We start from the raw sequence: 18,684 nt of genomic DNA on the forward strand, positions 1-18,684 counted from the left end.
TATCTCATTCGTATTATGTAAAAGCGAACAATATGAACGACGAATTATTATATCGATTTATTGCCGGAAAAACGACCCCTGCGGAGGATGAAATTGTTGCCGGATGGATAGAATTTTCAGAAGAAAACTTCCAATATTTTCAGAATGAAGTGTCTTTTTTCAATCTGATTAACTGGAATATGGGGGAGTTGGCTCCTGAATTGTCATGGGAAGATTTTATAGTTAAATACAAAATAAAAAACATCATTTAAGAAATGAAAAATAAGCAATTAAAAAAAACAATGCTGCTGGCAATAATGTGTTGCTGCAGTCTCGTAAATTATGCACAGAAAAAAACAGAATATGGTATTACGCAACAACCCATAGAAAAGATGAATTGGATGTTGGATGCCAAGTATGGTATGTTCATCCATTGGGGCTTATATGCCGGCCCCGGAAAGGGAGAATGGTATATGGAAAACAAGGGAATCTCGCCGGAAGAATACCGTAAATTAGCCTATCCTGAAAGTGGAAATGAGTATTTTGCCGCCGACAAATTTGATGCCGAAGAGTGGGCCAGAATAGCCAAAGCCTCAGGGATGAAATATATGAACTTCGTAACACAACACCACGATGGGTATGCGCTTTTTGAAAGCAGTTATATGAATGCTTTTACGAGTAAACAAACCCACAACCGAGATTTTGTGAAAGAGTATGTGGATGCCTGCCGCAAATACGATTTGAAAGTAGGACTTTATAAAACCCTTATCAATTGGCGTTTCCCTGGTTATTATGATGTAACAGGCAAGGATTGTAAAAAGAATAAATTTGGATATACCACCGATTTCTCCCACAAGGAAAATGCACGCTTGATGAAGGAAGAATTGTATTGTCAGGTAAAAGAATTAATGACTAAATATGGAAAGATAGACCAAATTTTTTGGGATGGCGGTTGGCTGGCGCAACAAGGTAGCGATGCCGATGCTGCTTACTTCTGGGAATCGGGCAAATACCTCGACTCCGGCAATGAATGGCCTATAAATCCTTATTTTCAAGACATAGAAGAGTACACCGGGAAACCCTTGGGCTTAATGGGTATGGTGCGCAAATATCAACCGGATATACTTGTTAATCCACGGTCGGGCTGGATGGGTGATTTCAAATCGGAAGAAGGGCCACATGCCGTAACCGGCAATGTCCGCAACGAAGAGGTGTGGGAAAAATGCATGCCTTTGGTGTCAGCTTGGGGCTACACCCCCGTGATGGAAGACAGTGCAAAAGTGATGAAAAGCCGCGCAATCAACCGGATGCTAGCCGATTGCGTTATCCGAAATATCACGCTGCTTATCAATGTGGGTCCCGATAGACATGGAGTTATCCCTAAACCTATTGTCAACGAACTGCTAAAGACCGGACAATGGCTCGAAAAAGTCGGAGAGGCCGTTTACGGCACACGTGGCGGCCCATGGAATCCCAAAGACGGACAATATGGATTTGCCTACAAAGGAAATACAATTTATGTATATCTGTTAGAGGGCTACAATGAAAATACATTCACATTGTCGGCTGTGGATAAAGGCCGGAAAGTAGTAAAAGCATACCTCGTTGACGATAAAAAACGACTGAAAGCAAAGCAGAACAATACCGGCGAAATAAGCATTTCAGGATTTGATAGAAAAGATAATGAGATTCAGATTATTGCCATCGAATTAAATAAAAATGTAGTGAAGTAATCATCTATTATGAGCAAAAATAAAATTATCATTTTTCTGTTGACAATAGTTTCTTGCTATTATGCACAAGCACAAAATACAGAGGTTATTGCGTTGAGCGACAGAGAATTCGATAACAAAGATTTGGTATTCAATATAAAAGTCAGCCCCCTGTTTCAGAACTATTTCAGTTTGAAATTTGGGGGTTCCGACACCAGCAACGAGGTGAATGTTGTTTGGATTGACGGAAAACAAATCGGTTATCAAAGGCACGGCGATTATGCCCCCATCAACCGGGGATACAGTAATCCCTTGCCCGACCGGTTTTTCTATTCCACCATTATGCTGCCGTATTCGATGACGAAAGGAAAAGAATCGGTGGAAATTACCATCAAATCGCTGAGCAGCAGACAAAGAGAAAAGCGAAAAATTTACCAAGCCTATTCACATATCAATCCCTGCATTGATGTTTCCAACGAGCAACAAGGCGAACTGAATCTTAGCGATAAAAATGCCATTCTTGCCGAGGACATTCCCGAAGTGGAGAAGCAAGAGTGGTTGCAAGCTCACCGCCAAAAGCAACTGGACGATTTCAATGCTTTTTCGGATAGACTGGATAAAAGCCCTGATGCCAAAATATCCATCGAAAAATACAGAGACGACCTCCGGTATTATGCATCGGTTTTAATGCAAACTTGGTCGCCGGCACAAACAAATGCCGAAAAGAAAAGAGCCTTATTGCGTATATTTCAGGTAATTGACAATTATGTGAAAGATTACTATGCCGATACGCGCTTGGTGGTACACGGCGGACATCAAGGCGATTGGGGTGGCTATCTGGGCGCGTTGGGCGATGTGCTATACATCGTAGAACCGCTTATTGCCGACGACACGGTGTTGGGAAAAGCGGCTTTCAATCGTTTGTTGAATGAATCGTTTGTTACCAACACGGTTGAAGATAAATTCTCGCTGGCAGGCTTGGATTGGAACGGAAACGAATTAAACAGGAAAGAAGCTTGGGAACGCGCCTTGAAAGCCAATTTCGATTTTGCCCGCGCCCGCCTGTCCTACATCTACAATCAGGTATATTACACCTACGAAGGCGCCTGGAAAGCGCACGAAGGGCTGCGCATCATCGGCTCGGATTTTTACGAAGGCAAAGAAAGAAGCCATCAGATATTGAGAACAGCCTTGGGAATCGGTCCGTTTTTGGGCGAAGAAGTACTCGTGAGCGCCGATGGCCGGGATTTAGACCTGTATCATTCCTTGTTTTACCACGACTGGCAAGCCTTTTTTACCGACGATTTCCTTCAAGTGGTGGCAAAAGGAAAAGCAAAAAGCAAATTGGATGCATCAGGCAATATCGTGCGGCGGCTTCCTTATGGGAAACACTATACGGGAATCACTCAGGCAGGTCTGACACGCGAAAACGGCTATGTAGGAAATTACGGCGAAACGCCAAACTACCTGCCCGAATGGTTTTACCGGACGCTCAACCACCCTGGCGATGAGGCGCTGAATGATGATATATTGAAATTGGCGTTGCAAAATCTTCACGCCCGCAGCTTTACCCGCTATACCTCGTTGGATGAGAGGGGAAAACGGATTATGCGGATGCAACAGGTATTGGACGAACGCAACGCCGCTTATCCGGGGATGTACGCCTATGCCACACGCGTCAGTACGGCAAAGGCCATGCACTATGCTTCGCTGGAACACTATATGGCTGCTCACCCCGAGCGTTATGCTTCTCCGCAATGGAACACCTGTTGGGAATATGCCGCCGAAGCGGTGGGCTTTGCACAACAGCAATTGATGGACAGGCAATTCTTTTCAAGGAACAATCGGGGCGGAATTATAAATGTAGGAAAATATGATTTCTACTTGCCCGAAACGTATGAATATATCACAGCCAAACGAGCCGGATACGACCGCTTCGGACAAGTGGAAGCAGGGAAAGTGCACCCGCTGACCGATTTCGATTATTATACGCCCGGCGAAGTAACTAAATTGAAAATACAACCCTCCGATTATAAACAGTTTGCATGGGTGGATGTGGACGATATGATGGCTTGCGTCAGAGATGGAGAAACTGTGATTTCGGGTGTGTTTAACATGCTGAACAGGGCTTTTGCCGGCAACGGGAAAATCCATGCTCAATATAAAAATTACGACCAGATTGTTCAGGTTGCCACGCGGGCAAAGTTCCAATATCAGGATTATTACCTGCGGATGAATAGCCCGGATGTTGATTTCATGACGGATATAAAGTATATTTTTCAAACGCCTCCGCTGGCTCTTTCCGGCGAAATATGCCCGATTACCTATCAACCGGGAGTAGGCAAAATTGTCCGCGAAAATTTTGAAGTCGATAATCCGTATTCTGCCTATCCCGATTACCTCGAAGCGCAGTATGGCGACTATTTATTCGTCTTCAACACAACCCGCTCAGAGTACGGAAACGAACAGAGTTTTGAAGTAGAACTACCCGGTGCGTATAGGAAAAAGCAAGTATTAGACCTGGTTTCCGGAAAGATGTTGCCGGTAAAGCAAGGTAAAATTACCATACAGGCTCGTTCGGCATTCGTATTGAAATTAGATAAGGCATCCAATACAAATAGCAAACCTTATCCTGTTGATTTTGTAGCGGCATTGGCAGGAAACAACCGGGCGGTAATCAACTGGAAATCGGCTTCAGGCGCCAAATCGTATATCCTCAAGCGTTCGCCGGAAGAAAACGGCAACTACGAAATTGTTGCCAAAGATATTAAAGGCGATTATTTTACGGATGAAAATGCAAAAAACGGAACGACCCTCTATTACAAGGTGGTTGCCGTGAATGATAAGGGGCAATCCTGGGATTCTTACCGGGCGAAAGTTGAATTAAACAACCCTACGATTGAAAGCAACACCTCCTTAGAGTGGCGTGATGATAAAATAGGTATCAGCAGGGGAAGAGCAAAAGTGGAAGGCACGAAAATCACGATTCAAACCGATGAAGGGAAAGGCTTGGGCGAAGGAGACGATTACATGATTGATACGCGGAATATCGAAGATTCGTTTCTGTTTGTCAATACGGTAGTGCATGGAGATGCGGAGATAAGCGCAAAACTGTTCCCCTCCAACGGTCAGATGAGCGGATTGATGTTGCGCGACCGCTTATCGGCAGATACCCGCTACATCTTTTTGGGTTGCGACAAGTTTGGCAATATCCTGTTTCAGAACCGGACAAAAGATTCCCGGCGCGAATATACCAATCACAAGATAAGTCCGTTCAGTTACTCCCTAATTACTCAAACAATTTGGCAATATCCCTGGCTGAAATTGGTTCGTCAGGCCGACAACCACATCATCGCAGGATACATGTCTAAAGATGGGCAAAACTGGGAGAAAATCGCCGATTTATTTACGCCTTTTCCCCTGAGTGTTTATGCAGGAGTTGGCGCCGCAAATACACCAAACGCTATTTTTGAAGAAGTTACTATTAAATAAAAGCATATATGAAAATATTAATTTGGGTTGCTCTATTTCTATGCATTATACCGGTGCAAGCACAAAAAATCGTACTGCATCCGGCGCCGAAGGAACTCATATATTCCAAGCATAATGACGATTTTACCGTACAAGTTCGTACTCCGAACAAGGAATGGTTAGACTTATTCGAGTATTTGGTCAGAGTGGATTTAGATACCAACTCGGATGCCTCCATGGTTCAATTTGATTTTGAAGGAAAAGTTGAACTGAGAGTGAGAGTAAATAACGGAATCATTCATGATGTGAAGATTCGTCCGTTGAATGAAAACATAAAACATTCTGTTTCGGGAAATAATATCTATTTTACGTTAGACAAGCCAGCCAAATTATCGCTCGAAGTAAATGGCGACCGATTGCACAATCTGCATATTTTTGCCAATGAATTGGAAAAAGAAGTTCCATCACGCGATGCCCCTGATGTCTTGTATTTCGGTGCAGGAGTGCATAAACCGGCTGATGCACCCGGAAACAGTTTCAATATATCGTCAAATACAACGGTTTATTTAGCTCCCGGAGCCGTTATTCAAGGAAAATTTGTTTGCAACAACGTAGAAAATGTGCGGTTTATTGGGCGAGGTATCATCATGGAACCTCAACGAGGATTTGAACTTACCCATTCAAAAAATATAGAAATTGATGGAATAACCGTCATTAATCCCGCTCATTATACTGTTTACGGGGGACAATCGGTCGGTTTGAAAATTCATAATCTCAAATCATTCAGCAATAAGGGTTGGAGTGACGGAATAGACTTGATGAGTTGTTCGGAGGTAACAATTGACGATATTTTTATGCGCAATTCGGATGATTGCATTGCCATATATGCACACCGGTGGAATTATTATGGCGATGTCCGCAATTACAAAATAAGCCGGGCTATCCTGTGGGCAGACGTTGCACATCCTATCAATATCGGATTGCATGGAGACACATCTATCGAAGGCAATACTATCGAAAATCTACATTTTTCGGATATTGACATTTTAGAGCATGACGAAGATGACCCTGATTATCAGGGATGCATGGCATTCAGTGAATCCGACCATAATCTGATTCAGGAAGTTATGTTTGAAAATGTGCGTATTGAGGATATTCAAGAAGGACAACTGCTGAGCATTCGGGTTTTGTATAACGAAAAATACAGTACGGGGCCGGGCAGAAAAATCAGAAATGTTACATTCAAAGATATTTTCTACAACGGCGAAGGTGAAAATCCCTCCATTATCGAAGGATTCAGTGATGCCAATAATGTTGAGAACGTAGTTTTTGATAATATTGTGATTAACGGAAAGAAAATCAAATCGTTGGATGAGGGAAATATTAAGATTGGTAAATTTACTAAAAACATCAAAATACGATTATGAAAAAAACAGGTTTTGTATTATGCTTGTTGTTTCTATTTTTAAACCTGTCGGCAGCCGAATGGCAGTGGTCGGCAGCAATTACAAACGAAATTTCGGGAGAAACAAATGACCATCCACGTGCTTTCTTGTGGGCGCCATCTGACTGTAAACAGGTTAATGGCATCGTTGTTGGTATGCACAATATGCAGGAAGAAGGTATTTTTGAACACAAGGAATTCCGAAAAACAATGGCTGAAATTGGCTTTGCCGAAATTTGGGTAACACCCGGATTCGGTCAATTATTTGATGTAACCAAAGGAGACCAAACAGCTTTTGATGAAATTCTATACACATTGGCCGAGGTATCGGGTTATTCCGAAATAAAGTATGCACCTGTTGTACCTATCGGACACTCGGCTTATGCCACTTATCCATGGAACTACGCCGCATGGAATCCCGACAAAACATTGGCAATACTTTCTGTTCACGGCGATGCTCCTCAGACCAACCTCACCGGTTGCGGTCGTCCGAATTTGGATTGGGAAAATCGCACAACAGACGGTATTCCCGGCTTGATGGTTATGGGCGAATATGAATGGTGGGAGGACCGCCTAACTCCGGCTTTTGCTTATAAAAACAAGCATCCACAATCGCCTGTTTCATTATTAGCAGATGCAGGACACGGACATTTTGACTATTCGGACAGCATGGTCAAATATTTGGCGTTATTTGTCAAGAAAGCAGCATATTATCGTTTGCCCACAGAAACGCCATTGGATAAACCGGTAAAACTAAAACCCATTGATCCGGCTTCCGGCTGGCTTGCCGACCGTTGGCATCCCGAACAAACGCCCCCCTCGGCAAAAGCCGCACCTTATCATCAATACAAAGGCGATAAATCGACCGCTTTCTGGTATTTTGACAAGGAAATGGCAACCGAAACCGAAAACTTCTATGCCGTAGCGCGAGGGAAAAAAAGCCAATACATCAGTTTTATGCAAAACAACGAACTGCTGTCATTTAACGAAAAACTACATGCACGCATCAATGCCAGGTTTGAGCCGGAAAACGATGGACTTACTTTTCATATTTCGGCAACATTTACAGATTCATTAAGACACAAACTTGTTTCCAATCATTCAAATCAAGGGACAATTAGTATTGACCGCATCTGTGGCCCTATCGAAAAAATAAACGACAGCACATTTACCGTCCGCTTTTACCGCATGGGACTGAACAATCGGAAACGAACCGGAGATATATGGTTAATTGCTCGCCATAATGGCGATGCTGTTTACAAAAGTACCGTTCAACAGCTCAATCTCCATATTCCTCATAAAAATACGGAAGGCAAAGAACAACATATCTCATTTCCGACATTGGGAAGCGTAGTGGCAGGAACAGAATCTATTGCATTGAATGCCACATCCGACAGCGGATTGCCGGTTTATTACTATCTGAAAGAAGGACCGGCTGAGGTAGAAGGAAATAGAATTATCTTCACAAAAATACCGCCAAAAGCCAAGTTTCCGCTGAAAGTAACTGTTGTTGCCTGGCAATATGGACGGGCTGTTGGCGAAAAAATTCAAACTGCCGCACCCGTAGAACGAAGCTTTTATATTACTCAACAGGATTTTTCTTCGCTTGAAAAAAAAATTACGAGTTGGGTGGACAGCGCTTATTACGATGGAGCCTCTTTAATGATTGCCAAAGACAATCGAATCATCTATTCGGCCTTACTGGGCAATCATACTCCCGAAACGGTTTTGCATATCGCTTCTGCCGGAAAATGGCTGGCCGCAGCCACAATTGCTGCCGTTGTGGATGACAGAAAACTATCGTGGGACGATAAAGTCAAAAAATATCTTCCCGAGTTTAAAGATATAAAAGGCGAAGCAAGTTTGCGTCAACTATTGTCGCACACTTCCGGATACCCCGATTACCAACCCGAAAACAGGCATCGTGATGATTATCAAACATTGGAAGAATCGGTAAAACACATAGTGAATCTTCCTGCCGATACTTTACCCGGAACTAAATTCAGATACGGCGGATTAGCCATGCAGGTAGCCGGACGAATGGCGGAAATTGCTACCGGAAAAGACTGGGAAACCCTTTTTCAAGAAAAAATTGCTCAGCCCTTGCAAATGCGATACACGCATTTTACACCGGTCAGTCAAGAAAGCGGATTTAGCCCAATGTTGGGTGGAAGCGCTTATACTTCTGCTCCCGATTATATGAACTTTTTGAATATGATTTTCAATCGTGGCGTTTTTCAAGAACAACGAATCCTTTCGGAAGAGTCTATCCGTGAAATGCAAGCCGACCAAGTCAAACAAGCCCTTGTTCATCAGCCCGAATATGTGATGAATGCCCGGCAAAACATTCATAAGGGTATTTATGGCTTAGGCGAATGGCGCGAAGAAATTGATGAAAACGGAGAAGCAGTCTTAATCAGCAGTCCCGGTTGGGCCGGCGCCTATTCTTGGATTGACAAGAAAAATAATATCTATGGCTTTTTTCTGGCGAAAGTAAATGTGCACAAAGCAAATGCCGATGGCTTTTCCTCTTTTTATTCAAGCCCCGAATTGGTCAAAATGGTTAGAAACGCACTTGCTCCAACCGTACTGAAAGAAACAGAGACCACGGTGTCTTCGCCTGATGGCAAGCAGGTTTTTACTTTCTATCAAAAGAAAAATGCCAACGGAACATTGGAACAGTTTTACAAGATAGATTTTGATAGCCAGCCGCTTGTTCTGGAATCGAAATTAGATATTCAATTGGACAATCATATTTGGGAACGTGCTTTGGCTAAATTTTGGAAGCAACCCAAAAATTGGAACGATTTAATGGTTTTCGATAAAGTCGAAACCGCTTCACACAACGAAACATGGAAACCTTTATATGGCGAACGTTCCGAAATAAAAGACAATTACAATGCCGCAACGATTCATTTCTCCCGCCGTGATAATTCCGGCTATAAAATGAACATCGAAGTACGCGCCTATAATGAAGGTATTGCTTTCCGTTATTCTTTCCCGATGCACCCCGAAGCCATTTATCATAAAGTAATATCTGAAAATACTGAATTTACGATGCCTGAGGGAACAACCGCTTGGTGGACACAATGGGCGCAAGCGCCGTATTATGAGCAGCCGTTGAAAGATTGGGAAGATGAAAGTGAACGTCCTTTGACCCTGAAACTTTCAGATAATCTGTATGCCTGCATCACAGAGGCTAAGCAGACAGATTTTCCAAAAACCGCATTCAAACTTTCGAATGATAAAAAAAATACCATTCAAACATCTTTATATGGAAGTTCGGATATGGTAACACCATTCGGAACACCTTGGCGAGTTGTTATGGCATCCAATCGCTTAGGTCAGTTGCTCGAAAACAATGATATTTTATTGAACCTGAATGATGTCAATAAGATTGTTGATGCAGATTGGATAAAACCAGGAAAAATTATGAGAGAAACTACCCTGACTACTCTTAACGCTAAAGATTGTATTGATTTTTGTGCCAACCACCATATGCAATACATCTTGTTTGACTGGAAATGGTATGGTCCTTCTTTCGATTTTAATTCGGATGCAAGCAGGGTTGTTATCCCCGGTTTGGATATGAAAGAAGTGGTTGCTTACGGAAAATCCAAAGGAATCGGTGTTTGGCTATATGTCAACCAACATGCCCTGCAATATCAGGCGGACAGAATATTTCCGATTTATAAAGAATGGGGTATAGCAGGGGTCAAATTCGGTTTCGTGCAATTCAAAACGCAAGGCTGGGCAACCTGGGTACACGATTTGGTTAAAAAAGCCGCCGACAATCATCTGATGGTCAATATCCACGACGAATACCGCCCGACAGGTTTCAGCCGGACTTATCCCAACTTATTGACGCAAGAAGGCATTCGGGGGAACGAAGAATTTCCCGATGCCACTCACAACACAACGCTTCCTTTTACCCGCATGATTGCAGGCGCTGCCGATTATACGGTCTGTTATTTCGACCCGCGCATCAAAAATACACATGCCCACCAGTTGGCGCTTCCAGTCGTTTTTTACAGCCCCTTGCAAACGCTCTACTGGTACGATACTCCCGCACGAATAGAAGATGTTCCCGAATTGGATTTTTTTGATAAGGCGCCGGTTACATGGGACGAGACCCAAGTGATTCATGACAAGATAGGAGAATATGTAACGATTGCCCGCCGCAACAACGAAGATTGGTTTGTTGGTACGATAGGAAACAACGATGCCCGAAAAATAACAACATCGCTCAATTTTCTCAAGAATGGACAAAAGTATGTGGCACATATTTACAATACCGATGAGAGACTACAGACTTCAACGAAGGTGAAAATAACCACAGTGATAGTGGATAATACCACCCTGCTCCCATTCCTGTTGAAAGAAAGAGACGGCTGCGCTATCCGGCTTTCGCCTGCAACAAAAGAAGATTTGAAACAATACAAAGCATATAAAAAGAATACAATTTTATAATCACAAGAAATGAGAAAGATATACTTATTTTTAATAAGCCTTCTTATTTGCGTCCTCGCCAACGGACAAAATATTCCCTTACCGGAAAATCTTCCGCAAGGACATCCCCGTTTGCTGGCAAAAGCACAAGATAAGGGAGCGCTACAAGAGCAATTGAAAAATGAAGTTTGGGCGCAAGAAGTGATGCAAGGTATTACAAAACGTATCAATCCCTATATCGAGAAAGTACAAAGTCAGCCCGATTGGATGCTTTCGCGGTTGATGATGTATTGGAAAAGTAGAGCGACCAATGTCTATATCAAAGGCGGCGTTTATTCTCATGCCGACGGTGAGGCGCCCCTTCCAACCGTCCGCTTCGGAAGTACACGCGGACAGGCTACTGTATATTCTCGTCCGAAAATAGAAGATATTATTCCCTATATGGATGATACCAAAGGCGTTTTCTTTCATAATTCAAAGAAAGAAGGAAATCCGCTTGAATGGGGCGAACAGTCCAATGCTTCGGGTATTGAAGGCATCAACGAGCAGATAATGGGTTTTGCCAAAGACGCGGCTTTTGTTTATTGGCTCACCGATGACGAAAAATACGCTCGATTCGCTTTCGACATTTTCGACACCTACATGATGGGAATGTATTACCGCAATGAACCCATAGACCTGAACAACAGCCACGCCCAAACTTTGGTCGGATTATCCACTTTTGAAGTTATTCAGGAACGTATCCTCAACGAATTAGCTTACACCTACGATTTTCTGTACAATTACATTCAAAAAAAGCATTCGGATAAACCGGAAAAATACGGCGCCACACTCAAAAAATGGATAGATATATCCATCAAAAATGGTGTTCCGCAAAACAATTGGAACCTGCATCAGGCAAAATTTATCCTGAAAGTGGCAATGGCGCTGGAAGACAATAAAAACTATGCCGACAGCAAAGGACGTGCATATTATATCGACTATATTCTGAATAAAACATCTCCCCGTCAATGGTCGTTGACAAAATTCATGGATTATGGCTACGATAAAAATACCGGCGTCTGGGCGGAATGTCCCGGTTATTCGCAAGGAGTAACGAGGGATTTAACGAATTTCATCCGCGATTATGACAATACATTCAATCAAAATCTATTGCCTTATGTTCCGGTGATGAAAACAGCCGTCAGAATGTTGCCGCAATACCTGTTTCCCAACCATCTGATTACCGCTTTTGGCGATACACATTACAGCGGAATAAATACGGAAGCATTCAGTGATATGGTGCGTATTGCTCAAAAATACAACGATAAAGAAACCGAAATTCTGTTTACCAAAATGTATAAACTATTTGATGCCGGACAACAGAAAGAAAACTCACAAAAATTATCGCCACAAATAGCCTCCTTTTTTACAGGCAAACCCTTAGTGTTAAATGATAAAATAGAAAAGGGGAATTTGTCGGATTTTGTTACGCAAACATTCTATGCGCCCAATGTCAGTTGGTTCGTGCAACGCAATAAGTACAATGATAAAGACAAGGGATTAATGATTTCCCAAGTTGCATCCTTAGGCAATCACAGCCATGCCAACGGCGTTTCCATCGAATTATATGGAAAAGGCTATGTATTGGGGGCAGAATCGGGTCTCGGGTCCACTTATTTCCAACCACCCTACAAAGAATATTATTCACAATTTCCGGCGCACAACACGGTAATGGTGGATGGTATGTCTTCTTATCCCGAAATGCTGAGTCATCATGCTTTCGACTTGCTCAGTTGTTATCCGCAGCCTGAACAAAAAGACGGTTATTATCAGGATATTACTTTTTCGGATGTCTATTTTCTGGAACCGGAAAGTCAAAGCGACCAAAACCGTTTTTTGAGCATTGTCCGCACCGGCGAAACAAGCGGTTATTATATCGACATTTTCCGCTCAAAAAAGCAACGTAAAGGCGATAAGTTTCACGATTATTTCTATCACAACTTAGGACAGGAACTTTTTATTCAAAACACAAAAGGGGAAGCCCTGGACTTGCAAGCAAGCGAAGATATGGCTTTTGCCGGCGGACATCTTTTTGCCCTTGATTATATGTGGGACAAACAATCGGCAAAAACCGATGAAGATTATCAGGCAATATGGAAAATGAGTATGCCGAACGGAAATCATATCTACATGAATCTGTGGATGAAAGGCTATCAGGGACGTGAAATATTTTCCATCAAAGCGCCTCCTGCAGAAGCCTATCGCGACAAACACGGCATTCCCTACAAAGTGGAAAAAGAACCCTTTCTGACCATTGCCGCCCGCCAACACGGAGAGGCGTGGAATCGTCCTTTCGTTAGCATTTTTGAACCGACCACCGAAAAGGAAGGAAAATCCATCCTGTCCATAGAATCATTTGAAGTGAAAAATGCTTCATCTGATTTTGTTGGTCTGATTGTGAAAAGCAAACAAGGAAAAACAGATTATATCTTTTCGTCCACAAAAGACGAAAATGTAGCATATAATCAGTTTTCGGCAAAGGCTACATACGCACTAATTAGCACACAAGGCAAAGATTTTATGCTATTTCTGGGTAATGGAACCAGCCTGTCGGCCAATGGATTTACTATTACGGCAACAGAAAAGACAAATGCCGTTTTGCAATACAAAAACGGGGAATATTATTTCTCCTGCGATGCTCAGGTAACAATTACAAACGCTAAAAATAAAAAAAGGACAATGCCTTCAACAGCTTTTCAAGAGATAACATTATGAGAATAAATTTATTAATAATAAGTTTGCTGATTAGTTGTATGGCAAACAGTCAGACCTATAAACCGTCAGTCTGGGTACCTGACCAAAGGAACGGGAGGTATAAAAATCCCATCTTATATGCCGATTATTCCGACCCCGATGTAATAAGGCTGGGGGATGATTACTACATGACGGCTTCCAGTTTCAACTGCGTTCCGGGCCTGCCTATTCTTCATTCAAAGGATTTAATCAATTGGAAAATAGTTAATTATGCTTTGACTGATTTGAAGATGGAAGGCGTTGAACCTGCCTGCTTCTTTGATAAGCCACAACATGGAAAAGGCGTTTGGGCGCCTTGCATCCGCTACCACAACGGCGAATACCTGATATATTGGGGCGACCCCGATTTCGGCATTTATGTCGTAAAAACGAAAGATATTCGGGGTAAATGGGATAAGCCGGTTTTGGTTAAAGCCGGAAAAGGGTTGATAGATCCCAGCCCGTTATTCGATGAGGATGAAAAAGTATATCTGGTACATGCCTGGGCGGGAAGTCGCGCTAAGCTGAATAGTGTATTGACGGTTTGCGAATTGGATGCCAGCGGAACAAAAGTTGCCGGACAGGAAGCCTTGGTCTTTGACGGAAATGATGGCGTTAATCATACGGTTGAAGGCGGAAAATTCTATAAGAAAGACGGCTATTATTACATTCTGGCTCCGGCAGGAGGTGTTGAAAACGGCTGGCAACTGGCGCTCCGTTCTAAAAATGTCAAGGGACCGTATGAGGTGAAACGGGTATTGGCACAAGGAAAAACCACTATCAACGGCCCGCATCAAGGAGGATTGGTGGAAACTCAGACCGGTGAATGGTGGTTTTTGCACTTTCAGGATAAGGGCGCTTATGGACGAATTATTCATTTGCAACCTGTTACATGGAAAGACGGTTGGCCGGTAATGGGCATCAATGACAAGGATTATTGTGGCGAGCCGGTACTCACATACAAAAAACCGAATGTCGGCAAAACTTATCCAATGGAGACACCCGTCGAAAGTGATGAATTTAACACCGCAAATTTAGGTTTGCAATGGCAATGGCACGCCAATCCGCAACAAAGTTGGGGATTTCCTTCTGCCAACGGCTATCTTCGTTTGTATGGTCAATATTATTCGGATAACCACACTAATATGTGGGAAATTCCTAATTTATTGATGCAAAAACTTACCGCTCCCGAATTTATGGCAACAGCAAAAATCAATACCATTTTGCTGAACGATGGAGATAAAGTAGGTTTGATAATCATGGGATGGGATTATTCCTATATTTCCATATCCAAGAAAGGGAACGATTATTTATTGGAACAGGTTGCCTGCCGGGATGCAGAACAAAAAACGCCGGAAAAGAAATTGGCAGAACAAATTTTGAAGAATCCGAATATCAAAGAGAAATACCTCTATCAAACCCGTGTGGAAGATGTGGAAATATACTTTCGCCTAAGCGTTAAAGAAGATGGTATTTGCCGCTTTTCGTACAGTTCCGATGGCAAGAAATTTCAAGCTTTCGGCGAACAATTCAAGGCGCGGCAAGGAAAATGGATAGGAGCAAAAATGGGACTGTTTATCTTGAATAAAACACCCGAAAGTGGCCGGTCGTGGGCCGATATTGATTGGTTTAGAGTAGAAAAATAAAAATTAGAAAGAAATGAAACAAATGACTGTGTTTTTAGGAATGGCGTTATTAATTGCTTCTTGTTGCAAACAGCAAGTTCAAGTATTGGACGTAAACAAAGAATTGGCATATTGCGATACGCAAATTCAAAGGACTTTAATCGAAATTGAAGGCAAAAACCAAATGCCGCGCAACATCATGGACAGCCTGACGACCTGGAAATTAGTTCCTGTTGGAATCGGCGAATGGACAGTTGGCTTTTGGCCCGGAATACTTTGGTATGACTATGAAAATACCCAATCGGAAGAAATAAAAAAGCAAGCCATTGCTTATACCGAATTACTGGAACCCTTGACAAAATCTCCGGCTTACGACCACGATTTGGGATTTCAGATGTTCACAAGTTATGGCAATGCTTACCGCCTGACCGGAAACGAAACCTACAAACAAATTATTCTGAATGCCGCCGATACCTTGGCGACATTATTCAACCCCAAAGTGGGAACAATACTTTCCTGGCCGCGGGAAGTGAAGCCACGCAACTGGCCACACAATACCATCATGGACAATATGATAAATTTGGAAATGCTGTATTGGGCATCCAAAAACGGTGGCGATAAAAAACTGTATGACATTGCTACCCAACATGCCGAAGTTACCATGCAACACCATTTTCGCGAAGACGGCGGCTGTTATCACGTAGCGGTATATGACACCATTGACGGTCATTTTATCAAAGGCGTAACCCATCAGGGCTATGCCGACAGTTCGTTGTGGGCGAGGGGACAGGCATGGGCAATCTATGGTTATACGATGGTTTACCGCGAAACACAAGATAAAAAATTCCTGCGTTTTGCCGAAAAGATAACCGACCTTTATCTGAGTCGCTTGCCTGAAAACGACCCTGTTCCTTATTGGGATTTTGATGACCCGAACATCCCCAATGCACCCAAAGACGCCTCGGCAGCAGCGATTGTAGCCTCGGCTTTACTCGAACTGTCGCAATTGGAAAATAACCGGGAAAAAGGAGAGGAGTATAAAACTTTCGCCGTAAAAATGTTGGAAGAACTTTCGTCCGGCAAGTATCAAAGCCGGGAAAGCAAGCCCTCCTTCTTGCTCCATTCAACAGGGCATCATCCCGCCGGTTCGGAAATAGACGCCTCGATTAATTATGCGGATTATTATTATATTGAGGCGTTGACGAGGTATAAAAATCAAACGAAGTAAAAGAGATACAAATGAAAGTCATTGGCTAAATCAAGTCTGATGAGCCTCAGCCCTCTGCTGCCCCGTAGGGGGGATCAAAAAAGCCTCCCCTACGGGTAGGTTGGAGGGGCTTCCATATAAATATCCTGACATGCAAGTGCTAAGAGAAATCAGTCTAATTAAATTGTTTATTAAATATGGATATTAAATATGAATATGAATATGTCAAGGGATTGCCTGGGAAAGTGGTCCCTTGATTTGTTTTGGGTTCAAAGTTTTTGGCCGCGGCTTGGCACGATTCTAGTAACGTCAACATCATTCGAGCTTTTTATAAAACTCGTCTTGATAATTTTTCCCGATCGGGATTCGTTGTCCTCCAATTTTTACCACATTGCGTTCGATGCTTTCTATTTTGTTCAGGGAAACAATAAACGATTTGTGTATGCGCTGAAAATGCTCGGAAGGCAACAGTTTTTCCAGTTGGGAAAATGTTTGAAGGGTCATTATTTTGGCGCGATTGGTTACAATACGCAAATACGCGCCCATCCCTTCAATATAAAGTATGTCGCAGAAATCAATCCGTTCCATCCGGTATTCGGTTTTCACAAACAGGTAGGTCTTGGGCGATTTCAGGGCTAAGTCGGCTTGCACCTTGTCTATGGCTTTCAGAAAACGCTCGAAGGAATAGGGCTTTAGCAAATAGTCGGTAACGTTATGCTCAAAACCATGTATGGCATATTCGCTGTAAGCCGAAACAATGATAATTTTGGGCGGAAACTGCACAGCCTCCAAAAATTGCAAACCCGTGAACTGTTCCATCTGAATATCGAGAAAAACCAAATCGACTTTCTGTGTTTGCATAAAAGAGATGGCTTCGATTCCGTTGTCGAACGAAGCCAATAAATTCAACAGAGGAACCTGCCGGATAAACCTGTCCAACTTTTCAACTGCCAGAGGGGTATCTTCAACAATAATACAATTAATCATCGGCATCTATAATTAACGAGATACAAAATAAATCATTCTTTTTGTCAATCTGCAAAGAATATTTATTTGGATAAAGAATTTCCAGGCGGCGCTTGACTGTATCCAAGCCGATTCCACTGGATGAATCGCTGGAAATCGGATGATTGTCGTCCGAAATATTGCTCGATTGAAAACAAATTCGCTTGTTGATAATATTGAAAGAAAAACGAATGGCCTGTTTCTTATCCTTATCGGTGCAATGCTTAAAGGCATTCTCGATAAACGGAATAAACAGCATCGGAGCCACTTTTATGTCCGCCGGATTTCCCGAAACCGAATATTCGACCAATTGAGTATTCGCATACTGAAGTTTTTGCAGTTTCATGTAATTCTCAATATACTCAAGCTCTTTTTGGAGCAAAACCCGTTCGGGCCTGGTTTCGTAAAGCATATAGCGCATCATGTCCGACAATTCAATCAGCGATTGCGAAGCATGATTCGGATTGGTTTTGATAAGGCTGTCGATATTGTTCAGCGTATTGAACAGGAAATGAGGATTAATCTGATTTTTGAGCAAAGCCAGTTCGCTCTGCAAGCTTTGCTTTTCCAACTCCTTGTTTTGCAGGTTTTTCCTAAACCAGTCGAAACCCAAATAAAACAGGACAGCATAAAAAGAATATTTAAACACCGAGAGGAAAGCATAAATATTGCCGAAAATGCTTGATTTCTCCATAAAAAAAGGAAAAACAAACGCTATAACATAGATTAGAAGAAACCAGATAAAGTTCTTTTTGTTTTTAACCCCTAACTCCGCTTAATTTAGGTAGTCTATTTGAATTTTGGCGAACAGCCTCTGTGTTTTCTGGGTGATTTCGGACAGGCGCCATTGGTTTCTTATCTTCATTTTGTAAATTGCTTTTGAGAGTTCGATAATATCTTTTGGCGAGTGTTTTGATAACTGTTCGGCTTGCAGCAGGCGCGAATACAATTTGTAGTAAGCTATCATTGCCAAGAAGTTGGCAAAGAGCCAACCCTCCATCACATAGCGGTTCTGCA

At 42.6% G+C, this 18,684-nt stretch carries 11 protein-coding genes and 1 pseudogene; 9 read left to right on the forward strand and 3 right to left on the reverse strand.

The features are described from left to right. Positions 1-32: 32 nt before the first annotated feature. From ACYPWY_RS04305 to ACYPWY_RS04345, 9 genes and pseudogenes are all read left to right on the forward strand, one after another. On the forward strand, positions 33-251 hold the full coding sequence (locus tag ACYPWY_RS04305) for a hypothetical protein (RefSeq protein ID WP_459684198.1): 219 nt from the start codon (positions 33-35) through the stop codon (positions 249-251). A 3-nt stretch (positions 252-254) separates the two neighbouring features. After that, positions 255-1,712 (forward strand): alpha-L-fucosidase, encoded by a 1,458-nt coding sequence (locus ACYPWY_RS04310; protein WP_459684199.1) that lies wholly within the window; start codon positions 255-257, stop codon positions 1,710-1,712. A 9-nt stretch (positions 1,713-1,721) separates the two neighbouring features. After that, entirely contained in the window at positions 1,722-5,183 is a 3,462-nt protein-coding gene (locus tag ACYPWY_RS04315) for a hypothetical protein (protein WP_459684200.1), read from the forward strand. An 8-nt stretch (positions 5,184-5,191) separates the two neighbouring features. Continuing rightward, the gene (locus ACYPWY_RS04320) at positions 5,192-6,589 is read left to right on the forward strand and encodes a glycosyl hydrolase family 28 protein (protein WP_459684201.1); all 1,398 of its coding nucleotides are present in this window, start codon (positions 5,192-5,194) and stop codon (positions 6,587-6,589) included. Further along, positions 6,586-8,193, forward strand: a pseudogene (locus tag ACYPWY_RS04325) (hypothetical protein); the annotation flags it as partial. The gene ACYPWY_RS04320 and the pseudogene ACYPWY_RS04325, both read left to right, overlap by 4 nt. Positions 8,194-8,235: 42 nt before the next feature. After that, complete coding sequence (locus tag ACYPWY_RS04330) at positions 8,236-11,076, forward strand: glycoside hydrolase family 97 catalytic domain-containing protein (RefSeq protein WP_459684211.1); 2,841 nt, start codon at positions 8,236-8,238, stop codon at positions 11,074-11,076. 9 nt (positions 11,077-11,085) lie between these two features. After that, a complete protein-coding gene (locus ACYPWY_RS04335) occupies positions 11,086-13,812 on the forward strand; it encodes a heparinase II/III domain-containing protein (protein WP_459684202.1) in 2,727 nt (908 codons plus the stop codon). Continuing rightward, a complete protein-coding gene (locus ACYPWY_RS04340; protein WP_459684203.1) occupies positions 13,809-15,476 on the forward strand; it encodes a glycoside hydrolase family 43 protein in 1,668 nt (555 codons plus the stop codon). The genes ACYPWY_RS04335 and ACYPWY_RS04340 overlap by 4 nt, the downstream gene beginning before the upstream one ends. A 13-nt stretch (positions 15,477-15,489) precedes the next feature. After that, a complete protein-coding gene (locus tag ACYPWY_RS04345) occupies positions 15,490-16,683 on the forward strand; it encodes a glycoside hydrolase family 88 protein (protein ID WP_459684204.1) in 1,194 nt (397 codons plus the stop codon). Positions 16,684-16,977: 294 nt separating this feature from the next. Here ACYPWY_RS04345 and ACYPWY_RS04350 read toward each other — a convergent pair whose 3' ends face one another. The 3 genes from ACYPWY_RS04350 to ACYPWY_RS04360 all read right to left on the reverse strand — a co-directional run. After that, positions 16,978-17,649 (reverse strand): LytR/AlgR family response regulator transcription factor, encoded by a 672-nt coding sequence (locus ACYPWY_RS04350; protein ID WP_459684205.1) that lies wholly within the window; start codon positions 17,647-17,649, stop codon positions 16,978-16,980. Beyond that, a complete protein-coding gene (locus ACYPWY_RS04355; protein ID WP_459684206.1) occupies positions 17,642-18,361 on the reverse strand; it encodes a sensor histidine kinase in 720 nt (239 codons plus the stop codon). Before ACYPWY_RS04355 ends, ACYPWY_RS04350 begins: the two co-directional genes overlap by 8 nt. An 81-nt stretch (positions 18,362-18,442) precedes the next feature. Then, a partial coding sequence (locus tag ACYPWY_RS04360) for a hypothetical protein (protein ID WP_459684207.1) occupies positions 18,443-18,684 on the reverse strand: 242 nt, incomplete at its 5' end.

This window comes from Viscerimonas tarda (assembly GCF_054601255.1).

Excerpts from the sequence above, each read along its gene's own strand:
- ACYPWY_RS04305 (WP_459684198.1), top strand. The coding sequence starts at position 33 with ATGAACGACGAATTATTATATCGATTTATTGCCGGAAAAACGACCCCT.
- ACYPWY_RS04310 (WP_459684199.1), top strand. The coding sequence starts at position 255 with ATGAAAAATAAGCAATTAAAAAAAACAATGCTGCTGGCAATAATGTGT.
- ACYPWY_RS04315 (WP_459684200.1), top strand. The coding sequence starts at position 1,722 with ATGAGCAAAAATAAAATTATCATTTTTCTGTTGACAATAGTTTCTTGC.
- ACYPWY_RS04320 (WP_459684201.1), top strand. The coding sequence starts at position 5,192 with ATGAAAATATTAATTTGGGTTGCTCTATTTCTATGCATTATACCGGTG.
- ACYPWY_RS04335 (WP_459684202.1), top strand. The coding sequence starts at position 11,086 with ATGAGAAAGATATACTTATTTTTAATAAGCCTTCTTATTTGCGTCCTC.
- ACYPWY_RS04340 (WP_459684203.1), top strand. The coding sequence starts at position 13,809 with ATGAGAATAAATTTATTAATAATAAGTTTGCTGATTAGTTGTATGGCA.
- ACYPWY_RS04345 (WP_459684204.1), top strand. The coding sequence starts at position 15,490 with ATGAAACAAATGACTGTGTTTTTAGGAATGGCGTTATTAATTGCTTCT.
- ACYPWY_RS04350 (WP_459684205.1), bottom strand. The coding sequence starts at position 17,649 with ATGATTAATTGTATTATTGTTGAAGATACCCCTCTGGCAGTTGAAAAG.
- ACYPWY_RS04355 (WP_459684206.1), bottom strand. The coding sequence starts at position 18,361 with ATGGAGAAATCAAGCATTTTCGGCAATATTTATGCTTTCCTCTCGGTG.